Consider the following 22,116-nt stretch of genomic DNA (forward strand, 5'->3'; position numbering starts at 1 on the left):
GCATAAGTTAAAGCAAATAAAAAAGCATGGCTTGTAAAAAAGGAGATACTATGAGTTGTTCTTGTACATCAAGTAGTACGCAAGATAGTTTAGAACAAGAGGTGATGGATAAAATCAATAATCATCCATGTTATAGTGAAGGTGCACACCAACATTACGCGAGAATTCACGTGGCTGTTGCCCCTGCTTGTAATATACAATGTAATTACTGTAATAGAAAATTTGACTGTTCAAATGAATCTAGACCAGGAGTTACCTCAAATAAATTAAGTCCAGAAGATGCTGTTAAAAAGGTATTATATGTAGGTGGTGATATTCAACAACTTTCAGTTGTAGGTATTGCAGGACCTGGAGATGCTTTAGCAAACCCTAAAAAAACATTTGACACTTTTAGAATGTTACATGAAAAAGCGCCAGATCAAAAACTTTGTTTATCAACAAATGGATTAAGACTTCCTGATTATGTTGATGAGATGATTAAATACAATGTTGATCATGTTACAGTAACAATTAATTCTGTTGATGAAACTGGTGAAATTGGTGCAAAAATCTATCCTTGGGTTCATTGGAACCATAAAAAAGTGTTTGGAGCCGAAGGTGCAAAAATTCTTTTAGAACAACAACTAAAAGGTATTAAGATGTTGGTTGAAAATGGAATTTTAGTAAAAGCTAACTCTGTACTTATCCCTGGGGTAAACGACAAAGAGTTACCAAATGTTGCTAAAAAACTAAAAGAACTTGGTGTATTTTTACACAATATTATGCCTTTACTTTCAAAAGAAGAGTATGGAACATATTATGGATTAAATGGACAAAGAAGTGCAACTGACCAAGAGGTTATGGAAGCACAAGAAGCATGTGGGATGGACATGAAACTTATGAGCCATTGTAGACAGTGTAGAGCAGATGCAGTTGGTCTAATTGGGGAAGACAGAGGTGAAGAGTTTACTCCTGATGTATTTCAAGATATGAGTTGGGAAGAGTTAGAAGACCAATACAATATTGAAGCTAGAAAACAAAAACATGAAGTTATTGAAAACTGGCGAGCAGCCTTAGAAAAAGCAAACGAAAGAATTAAAATTGAACAAGCTACTAAAGAGGAGTTAAGTTCAACTGGTGAAACAAAACTTGTAGCTGTTACAAGTGCTGGAGAAGGAACTATTAACTTACACTTTGGTAGTGCAACTGAGTTTTTAATATATGAAGTTGGTGATAAAGCTATCAAATTTGTAATGCATAGAAAAGTTGAAAATGCATATTGTAAAGGACCTGAAGATTGTGATGGGTCTTATCCAATTGAAGAGATTAAAGATACACTAAAAGATATAGATTTACTTCTTACAGAAAAAATTGGAGATTGTCCACAAGGGGAGTTACAATCAATCAACTTAATAAGTGATGATTCTTATGCACTTCAACCAATAGAAAAATCAGTATTTGAAGCAGCAAAAAAATATTTCTTTGTAAAAAAAGAATCTGAACAAGAATTAGGGTAAAACCTAATTCTTTATTATGAAAAATTCAAAAATAATCTTACTAAAAGGTAATGGTCCTATTTCTATAAATAATGAATTATTGGAACTTTATGCTGTTACTACTTGTCATGGTGCAATTGGTTTCCCTCTAAAATCTTTAAGAGCAGATAGAATATATTTTGTTAGAAACATAGATGAGTTTTGGGAAATAGAAAAAACAATAAAAGATAAACCTTGCTGCTTTATATACTCATATGAACACTTAGATGAAGAGGATTTAAGTAAGATTCATTCAGCTGAAAAATTAAATTTAAAATAAATGGAATAGTTTTTGCATATTTATCTTTAATTCAACAAAAGGTAAATTGATGTTACTTATAAACGATACAACTTTAAGAGATGGAGAGCAAGCTCCATACGTAGCATTTAATACTCAAGAAAAACTAGATATCGCACAAAAGCTTCATGCAGCTGGTGCAGATGAACTTGAAGTTGGAATCCCAGCAATGGGTCAAAAAGAACAAGATGATTTAAAAGAGATTTTAGGTCTAAATTTACCTATAAGAATAATGAGTTGGAATAGAGCAACTTTAAATGATTTAGAAGCATCATTAAAATGTGGATTAAAGGCAGTTGATTTATCAATCCCTGTATCTGATATTTTAATAGATGTTAAATTTAAAGGTGACAAAGAAAGACTTCTAAGACAACTAGAATCTGTTGTATTAGAAGCAAAAAAAGAGGGGCTGTTTGTTTGTATCGGGGGAGAAGATTCAAGTCGGGCTGATATAAGTTTTTTAAAGGAGCTTATGAGTTTAGGTAAGAGTTTAGGTGCAGACAGATTTAGATATTGTGATACTGTTGGGATTTTAACACCACACAAAACCTATGAAAATATAAAGCAGTTGTCATCTTCAAATCTTTTAGATATAGAGATGCATACTCATAATGACTTTGGGATGGCAACTGCTAATGCCATTGCAGGGTTTGAAGCTGGAGCTTATAGTTGTAATACTACTGTTATTGGTCTTGGTGAAAGAGCAGGAAATGCCTCTTTTGAACAAGTATTAATGAGTCTTGCAAGACTATTTAACAAAGATGTATTAATCAACTCTGAAAGCTTAAAAGCATTAGTTAGAACAGTAAGCAGTGCATCAAATAGAAGAGTAGATACTAACTTGCCTATTATTGGTGAGTATATTTTCTCACACGAATCAGGTATTCATGTAAATGGGATGATGAAATCAAAATCTTCATATGAACCATTTACACCAAAAGAAGTTGGATTGGAGAGATGTTTTCCTATAGGGAAACATTCTGGTACCTCTACACTACTTTATCACTTAAGAACTGTGGGAATTGAACCTAAAAAAGAAGTTTTAGAAATAATCTTACCTCTTGTAAGGGAGATTGTAACTAATAGAAAAAGAGTACTAGATGCTCAAGAATTAAAAGAGTTATACCTATGTTCGTCGGTTATTTAAGAAACGATTTCGAAGAGGAGATCGAAGGCTTATTAGAGAGTGATAAACTTTTTGAGTTTGAACTTTTAAAACAAACCTATGAAGCTTATCCTCAGTACTGTTTTGCAGCTTATGAAGATGGAAAAATTGTAGGTGTTATAAGTGCTTATGAGTTTCATAAACATATCTTTATCAATGTTATAAAAGCTGTAAAAGAGCATGAAGAGGTTTTAACAAGATTATTAAAACTTCTTATTCAAAATACAAGTAGTATGAACATTTTTGTTTTGATTGAAAATAAGCAAAAACACTATGTAGAAGCTTTTAATTTTCAAGAACATTCTTTATTTGTAAGATTTCTTCATAGTGGAGAGGCTGTGCCATTTAATTTCTCAAACTCTATAGCTAAACAAGTTAGTGGAGAAGATTATGAAAATGTTGCAAAGAGAATTGATAGAGAAGTTTTTATGGATGACAGAGAGGAGTATATTAAGAAAGATTGTACTTTTTCCAATTCATTAAAACTCTCTACACAAACAGGATTTTTACACTCTTATGTAGTAAATAAAAGACATATAAGAATTTCACCTTGGCTTATGCAAAGTGAATCTTATTTGGATGCAGAAAAACTTCTTAGAGGAGTTTTATATTATAGAGGTTTAAAAAAAATCTTTGGATATGCTCCAAAAGATGTAAAAGAGATTACAGACCTTTACGAAAGTTATAAATTTAAAAAAGATTTAACATTTTCACTTATGTATTTAGGTGAGAAACCAGATTTAAAACTTGAAAATTTATATGCAATTTAATCTAAAAAAGGAGGAATTATGGCTGGATTAACTGAAGAACAAAAAGAGAAGAAAAAAGAGTTAGCAAAGTATAAAAGAAAAGTTGTGGAGCTTGCAGGTGTTGTCCATGATATAGTAGAAGATACTATCTGGACAGATTATGATAAACTACCTGAACTTAGTGAAAAAATTGCTGTTGCTATGAAAGATGTAACTGATTTTAAAGAACAGCATCCTTATTTAAAATAGAAGTTTCAAATGGAAGATTTAAAAAATAAAAGAATCTGTGAATGTGGTGAAAAATCTATTGAAGAAGCCATTGAGATTTTTAAAGGAACAGATCTTCCATATAAGAAAGCTAAGAAGCTTGTAACAGGTTGTAGTAAAACTTGTTGTAGGAAGCCTTTGATGGCTTTGTATAATATGGTTGATTTTGGTTTTGTTGATTATGAAGAGATATCTTTTTTAATAGATGCTATGACTGATAGATTAAAGGGTTAAGATGAGAACTGATATTGATGATTTTATTAGATGGGTTAGGTCTAATGGCTTAGCTGCTACTATTTCAACTCATATAGATGATATTAATATGATGACACATCTTGATTTATCAAAAAAGAAGATTAGAGAATTACCTGAATCTTTTGGGGTTTTAAAAAATTTAACAGTTTTAAAACTGTCAAATAATAGATTAAAAAAACTTCCTGAATCAATTGGAAAATTAGGAAAGCTTAAAAATCTTCAATGTGAAAATAATCTAATTGAAGAGATACCTCCTTCAATTAGCAAGCTATCAAAATTGATGATTTTAAATCTAAATGGTAATCGTTTAGAGTATTTGCCTGAAGAGATATACAAATTAGGCTCTTTAACTAGACTTACTCTTGCGGCAAATAAAATTAAGGTATTGTCAGAAGGTTTGGGAAAATTAACTAAACTTTTATATTTGTCATTGGACACAAATGAGCTTGAAGAGTTGCCAGATTCATTTTCAAATATGCAATCTCTTTATTATTTAGACCTTTCTTTTAATAAATTAACTTATCTTCCAAGCTCTATATCTAAGATTGAAGAGTTAGAAACACTTCTTTTAGAAGGGAATCATCTTAAAAATCTTCCCTCTTTAGAGTCCCATGATATGTTAATAAAACTTGATTTAAGTGATAACTCACTTAATTCTTTAGATTTTAATGTAAGTAAATTAGAGGATTTGAAAATCTTTATTTTAGATAATAACTCTTTGAGTACACTTCCTGAAGAGATTTGTAGTCTTAAGAAGTTAACTAATTTAAGTGTTAGTTCAAACTCTTTAGTTGATTTACCTGAAAATTTAGGTGCTCTTCAAAATCTTGAAGAGTTAGATGTAGAAGATAATGAGATTGAAATTTTACCTCAGTCAATTAGCAATTTAAAGTCTTTAAGAAATCTTTATATTGACAATAATAAGGATTTAAAAAAACCAGAAGGACTTAATCTAGAATTTTGTGATGTAGATTGAGAAAGGAGAAGAAAATGAGTAATAACGAGACTATGGAGATAGAAGTATTAGAACTTCTTCAAACAAATGCAAATGATGATTATGCTAAAAACACTTTAGCACCATGGATAGCAAAAACTTCACTTAGAATGGGACATCTTTATTCAGACTTAGGTTTGATTAGTAGAAAAGAGATGGGAAGACTTATGTCTAACAACTTTACATCTTTAGCATCTATTAAACCAAAAGAGATTAGATGGAAAAAGTTTATTTATGATTGTATTGGTAAAACTGCACCTGCATGTGCAACATGTAAAGATATAACTAACTGTTTCCAGTGTTCATTAGCATCATAAGAGTTTAATTACTAAACTCTTTATAGATGTCATTGTTTTTTGAATATATTTTGTATATAACACCTTTATATTCAAACTCTAAATAGTTAGCTTGTAACCATAACCTATAAGAACCTGTATTATTTATTCGTTCTTTGGAATCTAAGGTTTTATTTAAATAAGCCTCTGCCGTGTTATCATCGATTCCATAAATAGGGTCGCCAACTATCCTATGACCAATTGAGTAAAGATGTACTCTTATTTGGTGTTGTCTGCCTGTTATTGGTACAAGCTCTACTAAAGATATATTTTTAGTTTCATTGTATTTTAGAGGTTTTAGATGGGTTATTGAACTTTTACCTTCATCTTGTTCACAAGTTGCCATCCTAACACCTATAGTTTTCCCCTCTTTTTTTAAGTTTTTATCAATAGTTAGTTCTTTTTCAACTTTTCCCTCTACAATTGCTAGATAAGACTTCTTATACTCTTTTTTCTCAAACATAGTAGCTAGTGCATTTGTTACTTTCTCTGTCAGCCCTACTAATACTAACCCTGAAGTCTCTGCATCAATCCTATGGGCTTGATTTGCTTTATCTCCAAAATGAAATCTTATCTCATCAAGAAGTGAATATGAAGTTTTTTTTGAAATTGGATGAATCATTAAGTTTGAGGGTTTATCAAAGATAGCAAAATCTTCAAAAACAACTAAAGGTTTTAGACCCCTAGAATGCCCCTCAAACAGTGCTATATAGATAAAATCATCTTTAATCTCTTCTGATAATAAATATGGTTCTTTTTTCATATCAAGGACTCTTGATTTTGCTAGTAAACGACTGGCATTACGGGGCTTTAATGCTACTTCTTGCATCAAGGCTATTTGTATTTTTTTACCTTTTTTAACAGAAAATTTTTTTAAAACAAATGGCAAATTAATTCCTAAAATTTAAGTAAAAAGTAAACAAAGATTAAACAAAATCTTTGGCTAATTTTGATAGGATATCATACTTAAAAATTAGAAAAACTTAGATAAAAACTACTTAAATATTGATAACAAGGGATTACTAGATGGTTGAAAGATATGCCAGAGAAGAGATGAGCTCAAAGTGGACACAAGAAGCAAGATATGCAGCATGGCTTGAAGTTGAAAAAGCAGCTGTAAAAGCTTGGAATAAACTTGGACTTATCCCTGATGAAGATTGTAGAAAGATAGTAGAAAATGCTACTTTCTCAGTAGAAAGAATAGAAGAGATTGAAGCTGTTACAAAACATGACTTAATCGCATTTAATACAAGTGTTTCTGAATCACTTGGTGAAGAGTCAAGATGGTTTCATTATGGAATGACATCTTCAGACGCTGTTGATACAGGTGTTGCACTTCAGATGAGAGACTCTTTAAAAATCGTGATTGAAGATGTTAAGATGTTAATGGAATCAATTAAAAAAAGAGCACTAGAACATAAGTTTACACTTATGGTAGGAAGAAGTCATGGTATCCATGGTGAGCCTATCACTTTTGGACTTACTCTTGCTGTATGGTATGATGAGGTAGCACGTCATCTTAAAAATCTTGAAGAGACTATGGAAGTTATCTCTGTAGGTCAAATCTCTGGAGCTATGGGTAACTTTGCTCATGCACCTCTTGAACTTGAAGAGTATGCAATGGCAGAATTAGGACTTAAACCTGAGCCTTGTTCAAACCAAGTTATCCATAGAGACAGATATGCAAGACTTGCAACTGCTTTAGCACTACTAGCTTCATCGGTTGAAAAATTTGCTGTTCAAGTAAGACATTTACAAAGAACAGAAGTTTATGAAGCTGAGGAATATTTTGCAAAAGGGCAAAAAGGTTCATCTGCTATGCCTCATAAAAGAAACCCAATTTTAACAGAAAATATTACTGGACTTGCAAGAACTATTAGAGCTTATGCTGCACCAGCTATGGAAAATGTTGCATTATGGCATGAAAGAGATATTTCTCACTCTTCAAATGAGAGATTTTGGTTACCAGATGCATTTATTACAACAGACTTTATGTTACACAGAATGAATAGCGTAATTGCAAATTTAACAGTTATGCCTGAAAATATGATGAAAAATTTAAACTTAACTGGTGGTTTAGTTTTCTCTCAGAGAGTTTTATTAGAATTACCAAAGGCAGGAGTAAGCAGAGAAGATGCTTATAAAATTGTTCAAAGAAATGCTATGAAAGTTTGGGAAGAGATACAACAAGGTAAACCTACTACAAACGAAAATGGAGAGTCTTTATATTTAGGACACTTATTAGCAGATGAAGATTTAAGAGCTAAATTAAGTGAAGAACAAATTAGGGAGTGTTTTAACTACGATTACTACACAAAAAATGTGGATGCTATTTTTAAAAGAGTATTTAAATAAAAACAAACGAATTTAGATTATAAGGCAATAATATGGCACTAATGATTGAGAAAAGAAACGGAAGAAAAGAAGTTTTAGATATTACAAAAATTCAGAAAATGACTATTGAAGCAACTGAAGGTTTAGTTGGAGTATCTCAAAGTGAGCTTGAACTTGATGCTCAAATTAAATTTATTGATGGAATGAGTTCCTCTGATATTCAGGATGCATTAATTAAAACAGCGGTTGAAAAAATTGATATAGATGTTCCAAATTGGACTTTTGTTGCAGCTAGATTATTTTTATTTGACCTTTATCATAGAGTTGGAAAAGCAACTCATGGAATTAAAGGTGAGCCTTATTGCCATTTAAAAGATTATCTAAGATATGGAAAAGAAGCAGGAAGATTAATCCCTAGTTTAGGTGAAGGTTATGATTTAGATGATTTAAATAATCATATTGACCCAAGTAGAGATTTATTATTTAACTATTTAGGTGTAAAAACACTTTATGATAGATATTTAATCAAAAATAGACACGGGGAGCCAATGGAGCTTCCACAACAAATGTTTATGGCTATTGCAATGTTCCTAGCGCAAGATGAGGATAATAAACAAGAAAGAGCAAAAGAGTTTTATGATGTAGTTTCTAAATTTGAAGTTATGTTAGCAACTCCAACTTTATCAAATGCTAGAACAAATAGACACCAACTATCATCTTGTTATATTGGTTCAAGTCCAGATAACATTGAAGGTATCTTTGATGGATATAAAGAGATGGCTCTTTTATCTAAGTATGGTGGTGGAATTGGTTGGGACTGGAACCAAATCAGAGCTTTAGGTGGTGTTATTGATGACCATAAAAGTGCTGCTGGTGGAGTTATCCCCTTCTTAAAAATTACAAATGATATTGCAATTGCTGTTGACCAGTTAGGTACAAGAAAAGGTGCAATTGCTACATATATTGAGCCTTGGCATATGGATGTTGAAGATTTTATTGTATTAAAGAAAAACTCAGGTGAAGAAAGAAGAAGAACACACGATTTATTCCCAGCACTTTGGATTCCGGATCTATTTATGGAAAGAGTTTTAGAAGATGGTTATTGGACTTTATTTGACCCTTATGAAGTAAAAGATTTATCTGAACTTCACGGGGAAGAGTTCAAAAAAAGATATGAAGAGTATGAACATGATGAAAATACTACAAAAGAGAGAATGAAAGCTAAAGATTTATGGAAAAAAATCTTAACTTCATATTTTGAATCTGGTTCACCTTTCCTTTGCTTCAAAGACAATGCAAATAGAGCAAATCCTAACTCTCATGTTGGGCATATTAGAAGTTCTAACCTTTGTACAGAGATTTTCCAAAATACAAACCCTAACTACTATAAAATTAAGTTAGAATATGAAGATGGGACTATTGAAACATATGATGAAACAGAAATTATTGAAGTTGATGCTGGGCAAAAGAAAAAAGCAAATAAAGTAACTGCACTTGATTCTGTAAATGGTAAAAGAGTATTTATTGTAGAAAAAGAGAAATATGATGGGGATACTGCTGTTTGTAACTTAGCTTCAATCAATCTTGGTAGAGTAAACACTAAAGAGGATATCGAAAGAGTTGTTCCAACTGCGATTAGAATGCTTGATAATGTTATTGATCTTAACTTCTATCCATTAAGAAAAGTAAAAGCGACTAACTTAAAATCAAGATCTATTGGTCTTGGAGTTATGGGTGAGTCTCAAATGGTTGCAGAATCTAAACTTACTTGGGGAAGTAATGACCACCTTAAAAAGATTGATTCAGTTATGGAAACAATCTCTTATAATGCAATTAAATCTTCATCAGATTTAGCTATTGAAAAAGGTGTTTACCCAACATTTGAAGGTTCAAATTGGTCAAAAGGTATTATGCCTCATGATCATACACCACAAGCAGTTAATGCACTTGTAGAAAAAGATTTATTTGATGGTGGATATGATTGGGATGCACTTAGAGAAAAAGTTAAAAAAGATGGAATGAGAAATGGTTACTTAATGGCTATTGCTCCAACATCATCTATCTCTATTTTAGTTGGAACTACCCAAGCAATTGAGCCTGTGTACAAAAGAAAATGGTATGAAGAAAACTTATCAGGACTTATCCCTGTAGTTGTTCCTAATCTTTCTCCTGAAACATGGACTTATTATACTCCTGCTTATGAAGTTGATCAATTAGATATTGTAAGAGCTGCTGCTGTTAGACAAAAGTGGATAGATCAAGGTCAAAGTACAAATATCTTTATGTCTTTAGATAAAGCAAGTGGTAGATATTTACATGAAATTTATACTCTAGCTTGGAAGCTAGGATTAAAATCTACATATTATTTAAGAAGTCAGTCTCCTGAAGCTGCAAATGATGTAGAAGATAGAAGTATGGAGTGTACAGGTTGTCAATAAGATAACCTTCTTCTCTCATCTTTTATAAAACGTACGATATATTAACAAATTAAGAGGTTTAACCGATGTCAAGAAAAACGATATATAATCCAGAGTCAAGAGAGACTCTAACTGATAGAAGAATTTTTGGTGGAAACCCAGATGGTATGATTAACTTTACTAGAATGAAATACCAATGGGCTTTAAATCTTTGGGATATGATGGAAGGAAATACTTGGTTTCCTAGAGAAGTTCAAATGACAGGTGATGCCAAGGATTATAAATATCTTACAAAACCTGAAAAAAGAATGTATGATTTAGTACTTTCCCAACTAATTTTTATGGATTCTTTACAAACAAATAACTTAATGGATAATATAAATCCATATATTACAGTACCAGAGATTAATGCTTGTCTTTCAAGACAATCCTATGAAGAGGCTAATCACTCAAAATCTTATGCAGTAATGGTTGAATCTATTTCTGATAATACAGATGAAATCTACGATATGTGGAAAAATGATGATAAATTAAAAGAGAAAAATGATTATATCGCTGCAGTTTATGCAAACTTAGCAGGAGATATTACAGATGAAAAAATCGTTCTTGCAATGTTTGCTAACCAAATCCTAGAAGGTTTATACTTCTATGCAGGTTTTGCAGCTATCTATGCACTTGGAAAATCGGGAAAAATGTTAGGTTCATCACAAATGATTAGATTCATCCAAAGAGATGAAGTGACACACCTATTACTTTTCCAAAACATGATTAATAGTACTAGAAAAGAGAGACCAGATCTATTTACTGCTGAACTTGAAGTTAAAGTAAGAGAAATGTTCAGAAAAGCAGTTGATTTAGAAGCTTCATGGGGAGCATATATCACACAAGGACAAATCTTAGGGTTTACAGATAAGATTATTAGACAATATATTGAATACCTAGCAGACAGAAGATTTGAAGCAGTAGGATACGCACCAGAATACAATGTAAAACACCCTATTCCTTGGGTTGATGGTTATGCAAGTTTTAATGACCAAAGAACTAACTTCTTCGAAGGAAATGTTGTAAACTATAGTAAAGGTTCAATCGACTTCGACGACTTCTAAAAGAGATTTTCTAAAGTCTCTTTTTGCCAATCTCTGCGTTGGCGCTTAAATTTTATGGACTCACTTACTTCTAGTAAGCTCCTCCATAAAATTCAATCACCGCCTTGACCTTAATAAAAATAAACATTATAAAATCTCTTTTAGGAGAAATATTTTGGAAGAAATCTATCAAAGTAATTTTTTTGATTTATTTGAATTCACAGTAGAAGATACTTTTGCAACTAGAGTTAATTTACAAGTTGATAATGAGTTTTATCCTAAAGGGTTTACATTTAAGAAAGAACAAAAATGTGGTGGATGGGATTTATATAAAAATATAAATAATGTAGCATTAAATAAATACTATCCTAAAGAAGGCTATCGTAAATTACTCTTTTTTTCTCCTTCTATATCTTCAAATAAACCTTTACCTAATTTACAATCAGAAGTTAAATTATATAGATTCTCAAAATTAAAGTATCTTCAATACTCATTGTTAAAAGGCACTTTTTTATTAAGACCATCAATCTATTACTTAAAGGAAGAACATAATCAGGCAAGGTTGGATAATGAACATATACATGAAAACTTTATAGGAAATACAAAAGTAGAAGGAATAACAGAAACTGGATGGCATAATATTGCAGATTTAACTATAACAGAAATTGATTCTAATTTAAATCAATATATTCTATGTTTCTCTTACTCTTATGATACAAGATTGTACAATGAGTTCAAAGGAAGTGATGCATGTCTAGTAATTAGTAATACTGATGAATTCTATAGACGAGTATCTAAAGAATTAAAAGACTATTTATGTATACCTAAGAGAGTTTCATACAGTAATAAGATGGATACTCATGGATTAATGTTTACTAAGAATATAAAATACTTTATACAAAAAGAATATAGATATCTTTGGACAAATTTCAAAAATCCTATATTATGTGATTCATTATACTTATCGGAAAGTAATTACTCAGAAATTGAGAAAAAGATACCAAAAGATATTGAGATTAATATTGGTTCAATTGAAGATATTGCTTATATTCTAGATAAGAATGGGGAACGAATTAATTTTAAAAGCTAAAATCACAGCAATTCCCAGACTTTGTTGAAGCCGGAAGTTTTCTAATTATTTCCGAAAAAGACCGAGGACTGTCTGAGAGAAAAAGGTGACTAAATGTCACGTTTTTATTGAGTTGCCACCTTAAAAGAATATAAAAATTCCATATAAAATTTATAATAAAATTAAATTTTTTCTGAATCATATGGTACATTATTTTTATATACGGCATGAGCAATAACTAATAGTTTTCTCATAATTGCTACTTGTATAACTGTAGTATGTTTTCCATTTTCTTTTAGTCTATCATAAAACTTTTTTAATCTTTCGTTATTTCTTATTGATGTCATTGCTGGCATAAACAAAGTACCTCTACATATTTTTGAACCTGCTTTTGATATTTTTGTTTTTCCATTAACTGATATACCTGAACTTTTTTCTATTGGATCTAATCCTGCTAAAGATACTATCTGTTTTTGATTAGCATTTTTATATTGAATAAAATGTATAAGTAATACAATTGAAGATATTTCTCCTATACCATCAATTGTTTGCAAATTATTAAATGATTGTTGAAGTTTCTCATCTTTTTTTATGATTGATTTTATTTTTTTGATAATTTTTTGTTCTTGTTTTTTTAAAAATTGATATTGTAATTCAAACTCTTTTATCAAATAGCTTTTATCTTTTTTTGCTTTTAAAGCAGCTATATGGTTTTTAGTTATAACTTGTTGTTTAATAATTAATTTATATCCAGAAATAAGCTCTTTTAATTCTTCTTCTATGGTATCTACAATAGGTATTTTAATATCTTTATCTTTAGCTGTAACAATCATTTTAGATAAAAGCTGTGCATCTTTTATATCATTTTTATTTCTATATCCCATTACTTTTGCAAAGCTAGCACTTTTTTTAGGATTTACTATAAAACTTTTTATATTTTTGTTTGAACAAAACTGTTTTAAAAGAAATGAATAATTAGCTGTTGGTTCATAAACAAATACTAATTTATCTATCTCTTTTTTATAAAGCTTTTTTAGTTTAGAGTACAAACTTTTTATTCCATTTAAACTATTATCAATAATTAAATCTAAATCATTTATTGGAATATAAACATTAATTGTTGACTTACTTACATCTAATCCGATAGAATACATTTCTAGAACCTTTATTTTAGGATAAAGAGTTCGTTAGGGTAGGATTTCTCCTACCTGATAATTGTTATACAAACTTTAGACTTATAAAATACGAACTAGTTATAAAACTGTTCTTGTTGCCACTCAAATTTAAAGTATAACTATCAAACTCGCCATCAAGCTAATTATAAATTATTTTTTATAATTGCTTTAGTTCCGCAACGATATATTATCTTTCAAACTCTTTGGAAATATATTAACTATATTCCCTTAAATGTATTATATAAGTTCCGCAGGGCAGGAAAGAATTAGCAAACTGTAGGGAAGCTTCGCCTTCAACAACCGTCTGGTTGCTTTTTCTCAAAGAGAGTGCAAGCACAGGCCATACTTTTTTCAACAAAAAAGTATGAAAGCGTACTCACCACGTGAGTACAAGAGACCAAGAGGAGTGTACACCTCCTCATCCCAAATACACCTTTTATATCAAAAAAACAAACACAACTTTAAATTCTAAAATTAAATTCTCCGACTATTAAAACTTTTAATTTCCCTTATACTAAAATTAATATTATGGAAATAGGAAACAACACATCTACCTTCGGCTACAACGTCGACTATTTTTCACGAGCAACTGCTCAACAACAAGCTGTAACAGACGAACAAGGGGTGCAGCAAGATTCAAGAGGTCTTGAAAAAAATGAAGCCTCTAGTGAGTCTGATAACAAGGAACAACAACAAACAAATAAAGATACTTCCCAATTAACAAATGAAGAAAAAGCATATCTTTCTGAACTTAGAGGAATAGATAGTAAAGTAAGAGCTCATGAAGCTGCTCATCAAAGTGGCCCAGCAGCTGTTGGTGGAGCTAATTTTACATATACTAAAGGACCAGATGGGGTTATGTATGCTATTGGTGGTGAAGTTCCTGTTACTATAGAAACTGGTTCAACGCCACAAGAGAGTATTTCAAATCTACAAGGGGTTATTGCTACAGCTTTAGCTCCTGCTGATCCTAGTCCACAAGATTTATCTATAGCATCAAGAGCTAGGGTAATGATGATGCAAGCACAACAAGAATTGGCACAAGAGATACAAGAAAAGGTATCAAATACAGATGGTTATAAAGAAAATGCAAAAGAGCAATATGAACAAAATAGTAATACTTCTGAAGATGAGGAAGAACCAAATACTATAAGTGCATAGTTTATGCTATAACTTTATTTCTTCCTGTATTTTTAGCTTCATAAAGTTTTTTATCAGCTCTAGCTATTAATTCATCTAGTTTTTTATCCTCTTTTGTTAAAGAAGCTACTCCACAACTAACAGTAAATTTTATTGTTTTATTATCAGTTTTTATTTCTAGATTTTCCACTTTTTTTCTAATATCTTGGGCTACATTATATGCATCTTCTTTTTTAGTTGATGGTTGGAAAATAACAAACTCTTCTCCACCTATTCTTGCAACAATATCTGAAGTTCTTCTATCTTCTTTAAGTAGTTTTGCAAAATATCTTATAACTTCATCCCCTGCTTTATGTCCAAAAGTATCATTTATAACTTTAAACTTATCAATATCAAAAAGTAAAACACTAATATCACTATTATCTCTTTTTGCTAGATTTATTAGTTTGTTACTTATTTCAAAAAGAGGCCTTCTGTTATAAAGATCAGAAAGATAGTCTTTATTTGCTAGTATTTCAAGTTTTTTCTTTGATTCTTCAAGCTCTTTTGTTCTTTCTTGTACTTTAACTTCCAAATTATTTTTGGCTTTTTGTATTATTAAAAGTTTCTCCTCTTCTAAAAGTTTTATTCTATATGCTAAAGCAAGTGAAAAAAGTATCATCTCTAAAAAAGAGCCTATCATTATCCCATGTCTTGATAGATAGTTGTAATCTAATAAGCCAAATGATGAAAGTGAGAATAAAGTTGCTAAAGATAGGAAAAACCCTTGAGCAAAGAGATAAAAAATAGCTATTTTATTTCCAGCTTTGTAACTTTTATAGCCTATGTATAAAAGGAAAGGTAAGACCAAAGATGCTGTTGCATTCATTATTGTAATTGCTGGTTTAAAGTTAAAAAGACTCCAGATAGCTAAGATAAAATAAAAAATTGAGATTGCATTTAAAGTTAAATAATATTTTCTTGAAAATAGCTTTATATCTAGAAGTGAGTTTGTAAAAAGAGTTAGAAAAGCTACTACAAGAGGGATACAAGCACCAATCAAATAGTAAGCTTGTGTATTTGAAAATGTATTAAAAGGGTATATTCCACTCATTGAAGTTTGCCAAGAGATTAAACACAGAGAATATAAAACATAATATAAATATGTTGTATCTTTTGTATAGAAGAATATCATTAAATTATATAAAGTAAGGGACAATAATGAACCTATTAAAAATGAGTATATTGTTGTATAGTTGTATTCAAAATTTTCTAATTGAGTTTTGTCATAGATATGAAAAGAGTTAAACATAGGATAATAAGAACTAATTTTAGTGTAAATAGTTAATGTTTCATCTTTTTTTAGATTTAGTTTTAAATAGGCTCTTTCTAGTTTATTTTTTTCTCCATCAATAAAGTATCCAGGACCATATTTTTTGTGTTTAACTACTTTATTTTCTGATAATAAATAGAAATCAATCTTATCCAATATATTTTCTGATGTTTTTATATATCTTTCAATATCTTTTGAACTTTGATTTTTTATTATAAATTTATACCAATAAACAGAGTTTGTAAAACCATTACTTATGTGATTATTTACAGTTTTAAAATCATCTATTTTGGTTATTTCATCTATCGTTAGTTTTGTACTTTTATCCTCATATACTAAAATATTAAAATCATCAATTTCTGTTTGAGTATTTATTAATATAGGAGATTGTGCAAGTAGTGTTGAACAAAATAAAATCAATGTTAATATTAATCTATTCACTTTTCCTCTAATTATATTTTTTGGTATTTTATCTAAAAATAACTCTATGTATCATGATATATTAAAGTTATTTTAGTTTTGAAAGTTAATTTATAAAAAAGAGTAATTGTTTACAAATTTGTAAAGCTTAATAAAACTCTTCCTACGATGTGCGTTTGGGTTATATCATAAACTAAATGTGAAAAATTAGGATTTATTGATACAAAAGTGTTGTTTGTTAAATCACATTTTTTTACCCACATTTTATCTTCATAATAAATTATATAAATAGCATCATGTATCAATTCTTTTTGAGAAAGATCAGTAACTATAACTGTTCTATCTTTTATAACAGGTTCCATTGATTTTCCATCTACTAGAAGAGCAAAAAGAGATTCCTGTTTAAATTTTTTATTTATCAAGTGTTTTGAAAAGCTTAGCTTTTTTACTTTATTATCATCAAAAATATCTGTATATTCTAAATCTATTGTTTCCATACAAAATCTTATCAAAATTGTATAAAGTTTAGGTACAAATTGATTATTAATTTATAAAAGTATGCTATATCCCTATTTTGTATTTAAAATTAATTCTAGATTAAATTATCTTCTTAATAAAAAAAATATAAAAAAGATTTTTTTAATTTTGTAATAATTGTTATAACAATGTTTTATCAAAGGATTTTAGATGAAAGTTTTAGCAAAAAAATACGAAGATAGTTTATTTTACTCAGCATTGTCATTTGCACACTTTGGTGCAGCATTTGTACTTTATATTTCTGTATTTAATTAAATAATACTTTGTCACCAATTTGAAATTATTTATTAATAGAATTCTCTCAAATAAAATGAGGAGAGAATTATGTTAGTAGAAAAATATGAAAATACAATTTTGTTTTCTTCGATGACTTTTTTATATTATTTAAGTGGACTTCTATTTTATATATTGGTTACGTAAGATTTTAAATTTATTGAAAGGGTGATTTTATTTACAGTAAGAGAGTTCTTACTTAAGTAAATTTAATCTATGTTAAAAAAAGTATAGATTAGCATAACATTAGTAAATATCCCTACTGTAATTAATGAGAATAATTGAAGGCTTACAATATCAATTTTACTATTCATTTCTTTTCCTTTTGTCTTTTCTATACTAATTATAGAATAAAAAATAATTTTTTAAATAAGTATTTAAAAGTATTGTTAAGCCTTAAATAATTTTTAAGAATAGCTTAGAAATCTTCCTCATTGTGGTAATACTCATTTACATCATTAAAACCTTCTAAGAAATAAAGAAAGAATGTAACATCTTCAATCTCTTCTTCTGTAATTTTGCCCTTCATACTGGGCATAGTATCAAAGTGTCTTATAACTCCTTCAAGACAAATTGTTTTTGCTTTATCAGGATTATATAGATAATCTTTTACAAAATCAGTAGTTTCCATCAAATGAAACTCTATATCACCTCTATGACCAACTTGTTGTTTTAACCTAAAAGATATCTCATTTCCTGTAGGGGCTTTTAGATTTAATAATTTATTATCCTCTTCTATAAAGTTTTTCATTAATAAAGGTATAGGCATAGATTTCCTATGACACTCACTGCACTTATTATCAAATATTTTTTCACCAACATTATATCTATCCCTATCGAACTCATCAGGTAAGGCAAATAATAGATTTAAGAAAACCAACAACATAATTAAAACTTTCATGACCACTCCTTTTTGCGATATTATAAATTATAAAATAAACAAAATATTTAGAACTTATAATCAAAAACTAAATAAAAATACTTATTTTCTTATTTATTTATACCTTTTTGATAATTAATAAGCTAAAATGTTGTTAAAAAACTAAAGAGAATAATATGAGTTCAGAAAAAAAAGTGATTTTTTTATTTTTATTGTTGATTGCTCTAATTGTTTCATGTGTATATATTCATGCACCTAAATTAGCAAAAGAGAATGAACCAGCTGTATCCTTTGAACCTACACAGCTAGAAATTGAACCTATAATTAACTCCCCACTTAATAATATAAATGAAGAAAATAATAAAATTGAGATTGAAGAAAATAATTTAAATAACGAAAATCAACAAGAAACTCAAGTAATTGAAGTAGAAACTAATATTGAAAAAAAAGTAGAAGATAGTTTAGAAAATGATACTACAGATGTTGTAGAAGAGATTATTGAACCATTGCTTACTACTCCAGCAAAATATATTAGAGAAAATAATGAAAAAAATATAGAAGATTTATCTATTGATACACAAAAACTTCAAATTGAAATTAATGATTATGTGAAGGAACATCCAGTAATTTTTAAAAGAGCAGGTTATAAAACTACTAAAAAAAGTGATAAAACAATTAAAAGGGTTGCTCAATTTTTAAAAGATAATCCAAATATTAAAATGGAGATAGCAGGACATACTGATGCAGCAGGAAAAGCAAAAGTAAATCAACAAATCTCTTTTGCTAGAGCACAAACTGTTAAAAATAGATTAATATTTTTTGGTATAGATAAGAATAGATTGATTGCTAGAGGTTATGGGGAAGATATCCCAATAGAGCCTAATAGTCCAAATGGGTATTCAAAAGAGAATAGAAGAGTAGAATTCAATATAGTTGAGGAATAAGAAGTGATAGAAATAGCATCTCAGATAGTTTTATGTTTAGTAATTGCCGCATTTTTAGGTTTCCTAATTGGTTTCTTAGTTGGAAAAGCTTTTGGTGGAGATAGAACACCTATTTATAACAGTGTAACATCTCATGGTGGAGCTGCAGCGGGGAATATTTATAATAAACCTTTAATTAGAAGTTCTCCAAGGCCAACAGGGAAAGACAACTTAAAAGAGATAGAAGGTATAGATGAACAATTAGAATCTAGACTGAATGAGTTAGGGATTTTTCACTTTGATCAAATTGCAAAATGGAGTTCAAAAAATTGTCACTGGGTAGAAGAGTATTTTACTTTAGAAGATAATCAGATTAAAGAAGCAAAATGGGTAGAGCAAGCTAAAAAGCTAACTAAAGTTATTTAGTCCTGCTATTCAGAAGGGTTTTGACACAAGTTTCAATCATATTGTAAACCTTATCAAAACCTTCAAAACCATTGAAAAAATAGGGATCAGGAACATCTTTCCCTTCAAAACCAAAATCTCCAAGTTTCAAAGGGTTTTTACAACCTAATTTTTTTAAATTTGAAATATTACTATCATCTAAACCAACTATTAAATCAAACTCTTCAAAATCATTTATATTTACTTGTCTAGCTCTTTGAGTTGAAATATCTATTCCATTTTGTTTAGCAACTTTTATAGAGTTTTCACATGGGGCTTCTCCAATATGCCAACTACCTGTTCCTGCACTCTGACATTTTATATTTAGATTGTTTTGTTTTATATACTCTTTTGCTATTCCTTCTGCAAGTGGAGAACGACATATATTTCCAAGACAAACAAATAGTATAGAATCTATTTTCATTTTTTCTTTAATCCTATATCAATATATTTTCTAACTTTTTTTATCTCTTCTTTATCTAAAGTATGAGAGATAAGCTCTTTTTTATCATCTCTTATCTCTTCTCCCCAAGGAGTTATAATACCACTACCTCTTGCCATATCATCATTTGCACTATTGGCTGTTAAAACATAACATTGATTTGCTATAGCTAAAGCTTTAGACATTGATTCATAATGGTTTTTTCTTTTTAGACCCCACATAGATGGATTTAAAATCAGGTCAGAACCTAAAACTTTTAACCATAATTGGGGGAATCTAATCTCAAAACAGATTAACGAAGCCACTTTTAATCCATCAATATCAATAATTTTGATATTTTCTTCTTTCCCTGGAATAAAATGTTCATGTTCATCTCCAAGAGGGAAAAGTTTATATTTTGATTGTCTATGGATTACTTTACCTTTATGAAAAATATATAAAGTGTTATAGTAATCTAAATCTTCTTTTTGAAGAAAAGTTATTGCAATAGTTTTATTCTCTGAAAGTTTTTTAATCTTCTTTTTTACTTTTTGTGTAAACTCATCTGCTTCATCCATTCTGTCATAACAAAAACCTGTTAAACAAAGCTCAGGTGCAAGTATAAATGAGTTGTCTTCACACGATTGTATTAATTCTTTTAAGTGTTTATAATTTGCTTTAAAATTGTCTGTTGTGTTAGTTTGTAATGCTATTAATTTCATCTTTTGCTACTCTTATTAAATTTTTTATTTTTTCATCATATATTTTAACAAATTTTTCATCAATTGATTCAAATCTTGTAACTAATATTGGTGTAGTATTTGATGCACGAACAAGTGCCCAACCTTTTTCAAAAACTATTCTTAATCCATCAATTTCAATGATATCTAGTATTTTTGGAAAGTCTTTAGTTGGATTTTTCAGTAATTGTTTTATTTTTTCAATAAGTAAAAATTTTTCTTTATCTGTTGTTTTTATCTCTATCTCTTCTGTTGAAAAAGTTTTTGGTAATGATTCAATCTCTTTGTTTATATCTAAACCTTTTTTAATTAATTCTAAAACTCTAAATGTTGCATATATTCCATCATCAAAACCAAAAAATCTATCATTGAAGAAAATATGTCCTGATACTTCTACTGCTAAATCAGCATCTACTTCTTTTAGTTTCATTTTTAAATTAGAATGCCCTGCTTTATACATTATTGCTTTGCCATGCTCATTTATTTTGTCATACATAATTTGTGAGCATTTTACTTCTCCTACAATTGTAGGATTTTCCATATTCTTTGCAAAAAGAATAGCCATTGTATCGCCTCTTACTAAATATCTTTTAGTAAGAAGAATTAGTCTATCAGCATCTCCATCATAGGCAAATCCTAAATTATATTCATCTTTTAATTCTTCTTTTAAAGCATTTAGGTTTGTTTCAATACATGGATCTGGATGATGATTTGGAAAATTACCATCTGGTTGAGCAAATAGTATTTTATAGTTTAGTTCAAGTCTTTGAAGAATTGTTTCTAATACTGTATTTGCAACTCCATTTCCACAATCTACAACAAAACTATTTTTTAAGCCTTTTAGGTGTTGAAAGTGTTCTACTATATAGTCTATATATAAGGATTTCACATCGATATTAAATGTGTTTAAATTATCCTCTATAACTATATCTTGATTTGAAATGATTTCATCTCTTAGTTTATATATATCATTGGCAAAAAAAGGCTTTTTATCCAGAGTAATTTTAAACCCATTGTATTGTTTTGGATTATGGCTTCCTGTTATCATAATTGAAGCATAAGGGGAAATCTCTTTATCCTTTATAACAAATTTTTGATAATTTGAAAAATAGTTAACACCTGTTGTTACCATTCCCATATTAAGTACTTTACAATTTGCTTTATTTAAACCACTAACAAGATATAAAAAGAGTTCTTTACAATGAATTCTTGCATCATATCCTATAGCTACAAATGAGTTTTCTTTGTACTTTTCATAAATTAATTTCCCTAAGTGATAACCTATAAGTTTAACTGTTTTTTCATCTAGTTGTGTATCAACTAAACCTCTTATATCGTATTCTCTGAAAATAGAACTATTAAGCATTTA

Annotated in this window: 23 protein-coding genes; 15 read left to right on the plus strand and 8 right to left on the minus strand. The window is 29.3% G+C overall.

Annotation, left to right across the window (positions count from 1 at the left end; all coding sequences use genetic code 11):
* Positions 1-50 precede the first annotated feature (50 nt).
* The 8 genes from nifB to ACKU4C_RS15130 are packed head-to-tail and all read left to right on the plus strand — an operon-like array spanning position 51 to position 5,559.
* The gene (nifB, locus tag ACKU4C_RS15095) at positions 51-1,496 is read left to right on the plus strand and encodes a nitrogenase cofactor biosynthesis protein NifB (protein WP_321313440.1); all 1,446 of its coding nucleotides are present in this window, start codon (positions 51-53) and stop codon (positions 1,494-1,496) included.
* Between the two features lie 16 nt (positions 1,497-1,512).
* Positions 1,513-1,794, plus strand: a complete 282-nt coding sequence (locus ACKU4C_RS15100; protein WP_321313442.1) for a hypothetical protein — start codon at positions 1,513-1,515, stop codon at positions 1,792-1,794.
* A gap of 49 nt (positions 1,795-1,843) precedes the next feature.
* The gene (gene nifV / locus ACKU4C_RS15105) at positions 1,844-2,959 is read left to right on the plus strand and encodes a homocitrate synthase (protein ID WP_321313443.1); all 1,116 of its coding nucleotides are present in this window, start codon (positions 1,844-1,846) and stop codon (positions 2,957-2,959) included.
* Positions 2,941-3,747 (plus strand): hypothetical protein, encoded by an 807-nt coding sequence (locus ACKU4C_RS15110; protein ID WP_321313445.1) that lies wholly within the window; start codon positions 2,941-2,943, stop codon positions 3,745-3,747. The genes nifV and ACKU4C_RS15110 overlap by 19 nt, the downstream gene beginning before the upstream one ends.
* Positions 3,748-3,765: 18 nt before the next feature.
* Positions 3,766-3,975: a CCE_0567 family metalloprotein gene (locus ACKU4C_RS15115; RefSeq protein ID WP_321313446.1), complete on the plus strand. Its 210-nt coding sequence runs from the start codon at positions 3,766-3,768 to the stop codon at positions 3,973-3,975.
* 9 nt (positions 3,976-3,984) lie between these two features.
* Entirely contained in the window at positions 3,985-4,227 is a 243-nt protein-coding gene (locus tag ACKU4C_RS15120) for a hypothetical protein (RefSeq protein WP_321313450.1), read from the plus strand.
* Position 4,228: 1 nt separating this feature from the next.
* On the plus strand, positions 4,229-5,224 hold the full coding sequence (locus ACKU4C_RS15125; protein WP_321313451.1) for a leucine-rich repeat domain-containing protein: 996 nt from the start codon (positions 4,229-4,231) through the stop codon (positions 5,222-5,224).
* Positions 5,225-5,238: 14 nt separating this feature from the next.
* The gene (locus ACKU4C_RS15130) at positions 5,239-5,559 is read left to right on the plus strand and encodes a nitrogen fixation protein NifQ (RefSeq protein WP_321313452.1); all 321 of its coding nucleotides are present in this window, start codon (positions 5,239-5,241) and stop codon (positions 5,557-5,559) included.
* A 4-nt stretch (positions 5,560-5,563) separates the two neighbouring features.
* On the opposite strand, the gene ACKU4C_RS15135 is transcribed toward ACKU4C_RS15130, so the two are convergent.
* Positions 5,564-6,466 (minus strand): RluA family pseudouridine synthase, encoded by a 903-nt coding sequence (locus tag ACKU4C_RS15135; protein WP_321313453.1) that lies wholly within the window; start codon positions 6,464-6,466, stop codon positions 5,564-5,566.
* Positions 6,467-6,603: 137 nt separating this feature from the next.
* On the opposite strand from ACKU4C_RS15135, the gene purB reads away from it, so the two are divergent.
* From purB to ACKU4C_RS15155, 4 genes are all read left to right on the plus strand, one after another.
* On the plus strand, positions 6,604-7,932 hold the full coding sequence (gene purB, locus ACKU4C_RS15140; protein WP_321313455.1) for an adenylosuccinate lyase: 1,329 nt from the start codon (positions 6,604-6,606) through the stop codon (positions 7,930-7,932).
* A gap of 32 nt (positions 7,933-7,964) precedes the next feature.
* Entirely contained in the window at positions 7,965-10,349 is a 2,385-nt protein-coding gene (locus tag ACKU4C_RS15145; RefSeq protein ID WP_321313456.1) for a ribonucleoside-diphosphate reductase subunit alpha, read from the plus strand.
* 65 nt (positions 10,350-10,414) lie between these two features.
* Positions 10,415-11,434, plus strand: a complete 1,020-nt coding sequence (locus ACKU4C_RS15150; protein WP_321313458.1) for a ribonucleotide-diphosphate reductase subunit beta — start codon at positions 10,415-10,417, stop codon at positions 11,432-11,434.
* Positions 11,435-11,588: 154 nt separating this feature from the next.
* Entirely contained in the window at positions 11,589-12,503 is a 915-nt protein-coding gene (locus tag ACKU4C_RS15155; protein WP_321313460.1) for a hypothetical protein, read from the plus strand.
* A 161-nt stretch (positions 12,504-12,664) separates the two neighbouring features.
* Here the strand turns inward: ACKU4C_RS15155 and ACKU4C_RS15160 are convergent, their stop codons facing one another.
* Positions 12,665-13,636 (minus strand): IS110 family transposase, encoded by a 972-nt coding sequence (locus tag ACKU4C_RS15160; protein ID WP_321311867.1) that lies wholly within the window; start codon positions 13,634-13,636, stop codon positions 12,665-12,667.
* A 549-nt stretch (positions 13,637-14,185) separates the two neighbouring features.
* Here ACKU4C_RS15160 and ACKU4C_RS15165 point away from each other — a divergent pair.
* On the plus strand, positions 14,186-14,818 hold the full coding sequence (locus ACKU4C_RS15165) for a putative metalloprotease CJM1_0395 family protein (protein WP_321313462.1): 633 nt from the start codon (positions 14,186-14,188) through the stop codon (positions 14,816-14,818).
* Position 14,819: 1 nt separating this feature from the next.
* Here the strand turns inward: ACKU4C_RS15165 and ACKU4C_RS15170 are convergent, their stop codons facing one another.
* The 3 genes from ACKU4C_RS15170 to ACKU4C_RS15180 all read right to left on the minus strand — a co-directional run bounded on the left by ACKU4C_RS15170 (position 14,820) and on the right by ACKU4C_RS15180 (position 18,240).
* Positions 14,820-16,550 carry a diguanylate cyclase gene (locus tag ACKU4C_RS15170; RefSeq protein WP_321313464.1) on the minus strand — a complete coding sequence of 577 codons (1,731 nt, stop codon included), beginning with the start codon at positions 16,548-16,550 and terminating at the stop codon, positions 14,820-14,822.
* Positions 16,551-16,660: 110 nt separating this feature from the next.
* Entirely contained in the window at positions 16,661-17,026 is a 366-nt protein-coding gene (locus ACKU4C_RS15175) for a S24 family peptidase (protein WP_321313466.1), read from the minus strand.
* 731 nt (positions 17,027-17,757) lie between these two features.
* Positions 17,758-18,240: a hypothetical protein gene (locus ACKU4C_RS15180; RefSeq protein WP_321313468.1), complete on the minus strand. Its 483-nt coding sequence runs from the start codon at positions 18,238-18,240 to the stop codon at positions 17,758-17,760.
* A 155-nt stretch (positions 18,241-18,395) separates the two neighbouring features.
* On the opposite strand from ACKU4C_RS15180, the gene ACKU4C_RS15185 reads away from it, so the two are divergent.
* Complete coding sequence (locus tag ACKU4C_RS15185; protein WP_321313470.1) at positions 18,396-19,163, plus strand: OmpA family protein; 768 nt, start codon at positions 18,396-18,398, stop codon at positions 19,161-19,163.
* A 3-nt stretch (positions 19,164-19,166) separates the two neighbouring features.
* Positions 19,167-19,568 (plus strand): hypothetical protein, encoded by a 402-nt coding sequence (locus ACKU4C_RS15190; protein ID WP_321313472.1) that lies wholly within the window; start codon positions 19,167-19,169, stop codon positions 19,566-19,568.
* Here the strand turns inward: ACKU4C_RS15190 and ACKU4C_RS15195 are convergent.
* Genes ACKU4C_RS15195 through ACKU4C_RS15205 form a run of 3 tightly spaced genes read right to left on the minus strand, consistent with a single transcriptional unit; the run spans position 19,561 to position 22,113 of the window.
* Positions 19,561-20,010, minus strand: a complete 450-nt coding sequence (locus tag ACKU4C_RS15195; protein ID WP_321313474.1) for a low molecular weight protein-tyrosine-phosphatase — start codon at positions 20,008-20,010, stop codon at positions 19,561-19,563. The two genes, ACKU4C_RS15190 and ACKU4C_RS15195, sit on opposite strands and share 8 nt — an antisense overlap.
* Positions 20,007-20,729: a carbon-nitrogen hydrolase family protein gene (locus tag ACKU4C_RS15200; protein ID WP_321313476.1), complete on the minus strand. Its 723-nt coding sequence runs from the start codon at positions 20,727-20,729 to the stop codon at positions 20,007-20,009. The genes ACKU4C_RS15195 and ACKU4C_RS15200 overlap by 4 nt, the downstream gene beginning before the upstream one ends.
* The gene (locus ACKU4C_RS15205) at positions 20,704-22,113 is read right to left on the minus strand and encodes a phosphomannomutase/phosphoglucomutase (protein WP_321313478.1); all 1,410 of its coding nucleotides are present in this window, start codon (positions 22,111-22,113) and stop codon (positions 20,704-20,706) included. Before ACKU4C_RS15205 ends, ACKU4C_RS15200 begins: the two co-directional genes overlap by 26 nt.
* Positions 22,114-22,116: the final 3 nt, after the last annotated feature.

Origin of the sequence: Halarcobacter sp., assembly GCF_963676935.1 — a bacterium.
Classification (GTDB): domain Bacteria; phylum Campylobacterota; class Campylobacteria; order Campylobacterales; family Arcobacteraceae; genus Halarcobacter.

Excerpts from the sequence above, each read along its gene's own strand:
- nifB (WP_321313440.1), top strand. The coding sequence starts at position 51 with ATGAGTTGTTCTTGTACATCAAGTAGTACGCAAGATAGTTTAGAACAA.
- ACKU4C_RS15100 (WP_321313442.1), top strand. The coding sequence starts at position 1,513 with ATGAAAAATTCAAAAATAATCTTACTAAAAGGTAATGGTCCTATTTCT.
- nifV (WP_321313443.1), top strand. The coding sequence starts at position 1,844 with ATGTTACTTATAAACGATACAACTTTAAGAGATGGAGAGCAAGCTCCA.
- ACKU4C_RS15110 (WP_321313445.1), top strand. The coding sequence starts at position 2,941 with ATGTTCGTCGGTTATTTAAGAAACGATTTCGAAGAGGAGATCGAAGGC.
- ACKU4C_RS15115 (WP_321313446.1), top strand. The coding sequence starts at position 3,766 with ATGGCTGGATTAACTGAAGAACAAAAAGAGAAGAAAAAAGAGTTAGCA.
- ACKU4C_RS15120 (WP_321313450.1), top strand. The coding sequence starts at position 3,985 with ATGGAAGATTTAAAAAATAAAAGAATCTGTGAATGTGGTGAAAAATCT.
- ACKU4C_RS15125 (WP_321313451.1), top strand. The coding sequence starts at position 4,229 with ATGAGAACTGATATTGATGATTTTATTAGATGGGTTAGGTCTAATGGC.
- ACKU4C_RS15130 (WP_321313452.1), top strand. The coding sequence starts at position 5,239 with ATGAGTAATAACGAGACTATGGAGATAGAAGTATTAGAACTTCTTCAA.
- purB (WP_321313455.1), top strand. The coding sequence starts at position 6,604 with ATGGTTGAAAGATATGCCAGAGAAGAGATGAGCTCAAAGTGGACACAA.
- ACKU4C_RS15145 (WP_321313456.1), top strand. The coding sequence starts at position 7,965 with ATGGCACTAATGATTGAGAAAAGAAACGGAAGAAAAGAAGTTTTAGAT.
- ACKU4C_RS15150 (WP_321313458.1), top strand. The coding sequence starts at position 10,415 with ATGTCAAGAAAAACGATATATAATCCAGAGTCAAGAGAGACTCTAACT.
- ACKU4C_RS15160 (WP_321311867.1), bottom strand. The coding sequence starts at position 13,636 with ATGTATTCTATCGGATTAGATGTAAGTAAGTCAACAATTAATGTTTAT.
- ACKU4C_RS15165 (WP_321313462.1), top strand. The coding sequence starts at position 14,186 with ATGGAAATAGGAAACAACACATCTACCTTCGGCTACAACGTCGACTAT.
- ACKU4C_RS15175 (WP_321313466.1), bottom strand. The coding sequence starts at position 17,026 with ATGGAAACAATAGATTTAGAATATACAGATATTTTTGATGATAATAAA.
- ACKU4C_RS15180 (WP_321313468.1), bottom strand. The coding sequence starts at position 18,240 with ATGAAAGTTTTAATTATGTTGTTGGTTTTCTTAAATCTATTATTTGCC.
- ACKU4C_RS15185 (WP_321313470.1), top strand. The coding sequence starts at position 18,396 with ATGAGTTCAGAAAAAAAAGTGATTTTTTTATTTTTATTGTTGATTGCT.
- ACKU4C_RS15195 (WP_321313474.1), bottom strand. The coding sequence starts at position 20,010 with ATGAAAATAGATTCTATACTATTTGTTTGTCTTGGAAATATATGTCGT.
- ACKU4C_RS15200 (WP_321313476.1), bottom strand. The coding sequence starts at position 20,729 with ATGAAATTAATAGCATTACAAACTAACACAACAGACAATTTTAAAGCA.
- ACKU4C_RS15205 (WP_321313478.1), bottom strand. The coding sequence starts at position 22,113 with ATGCTTAATAGTTCTATTTTCAGAGAATACGATATAAGAGGTTTAGTT.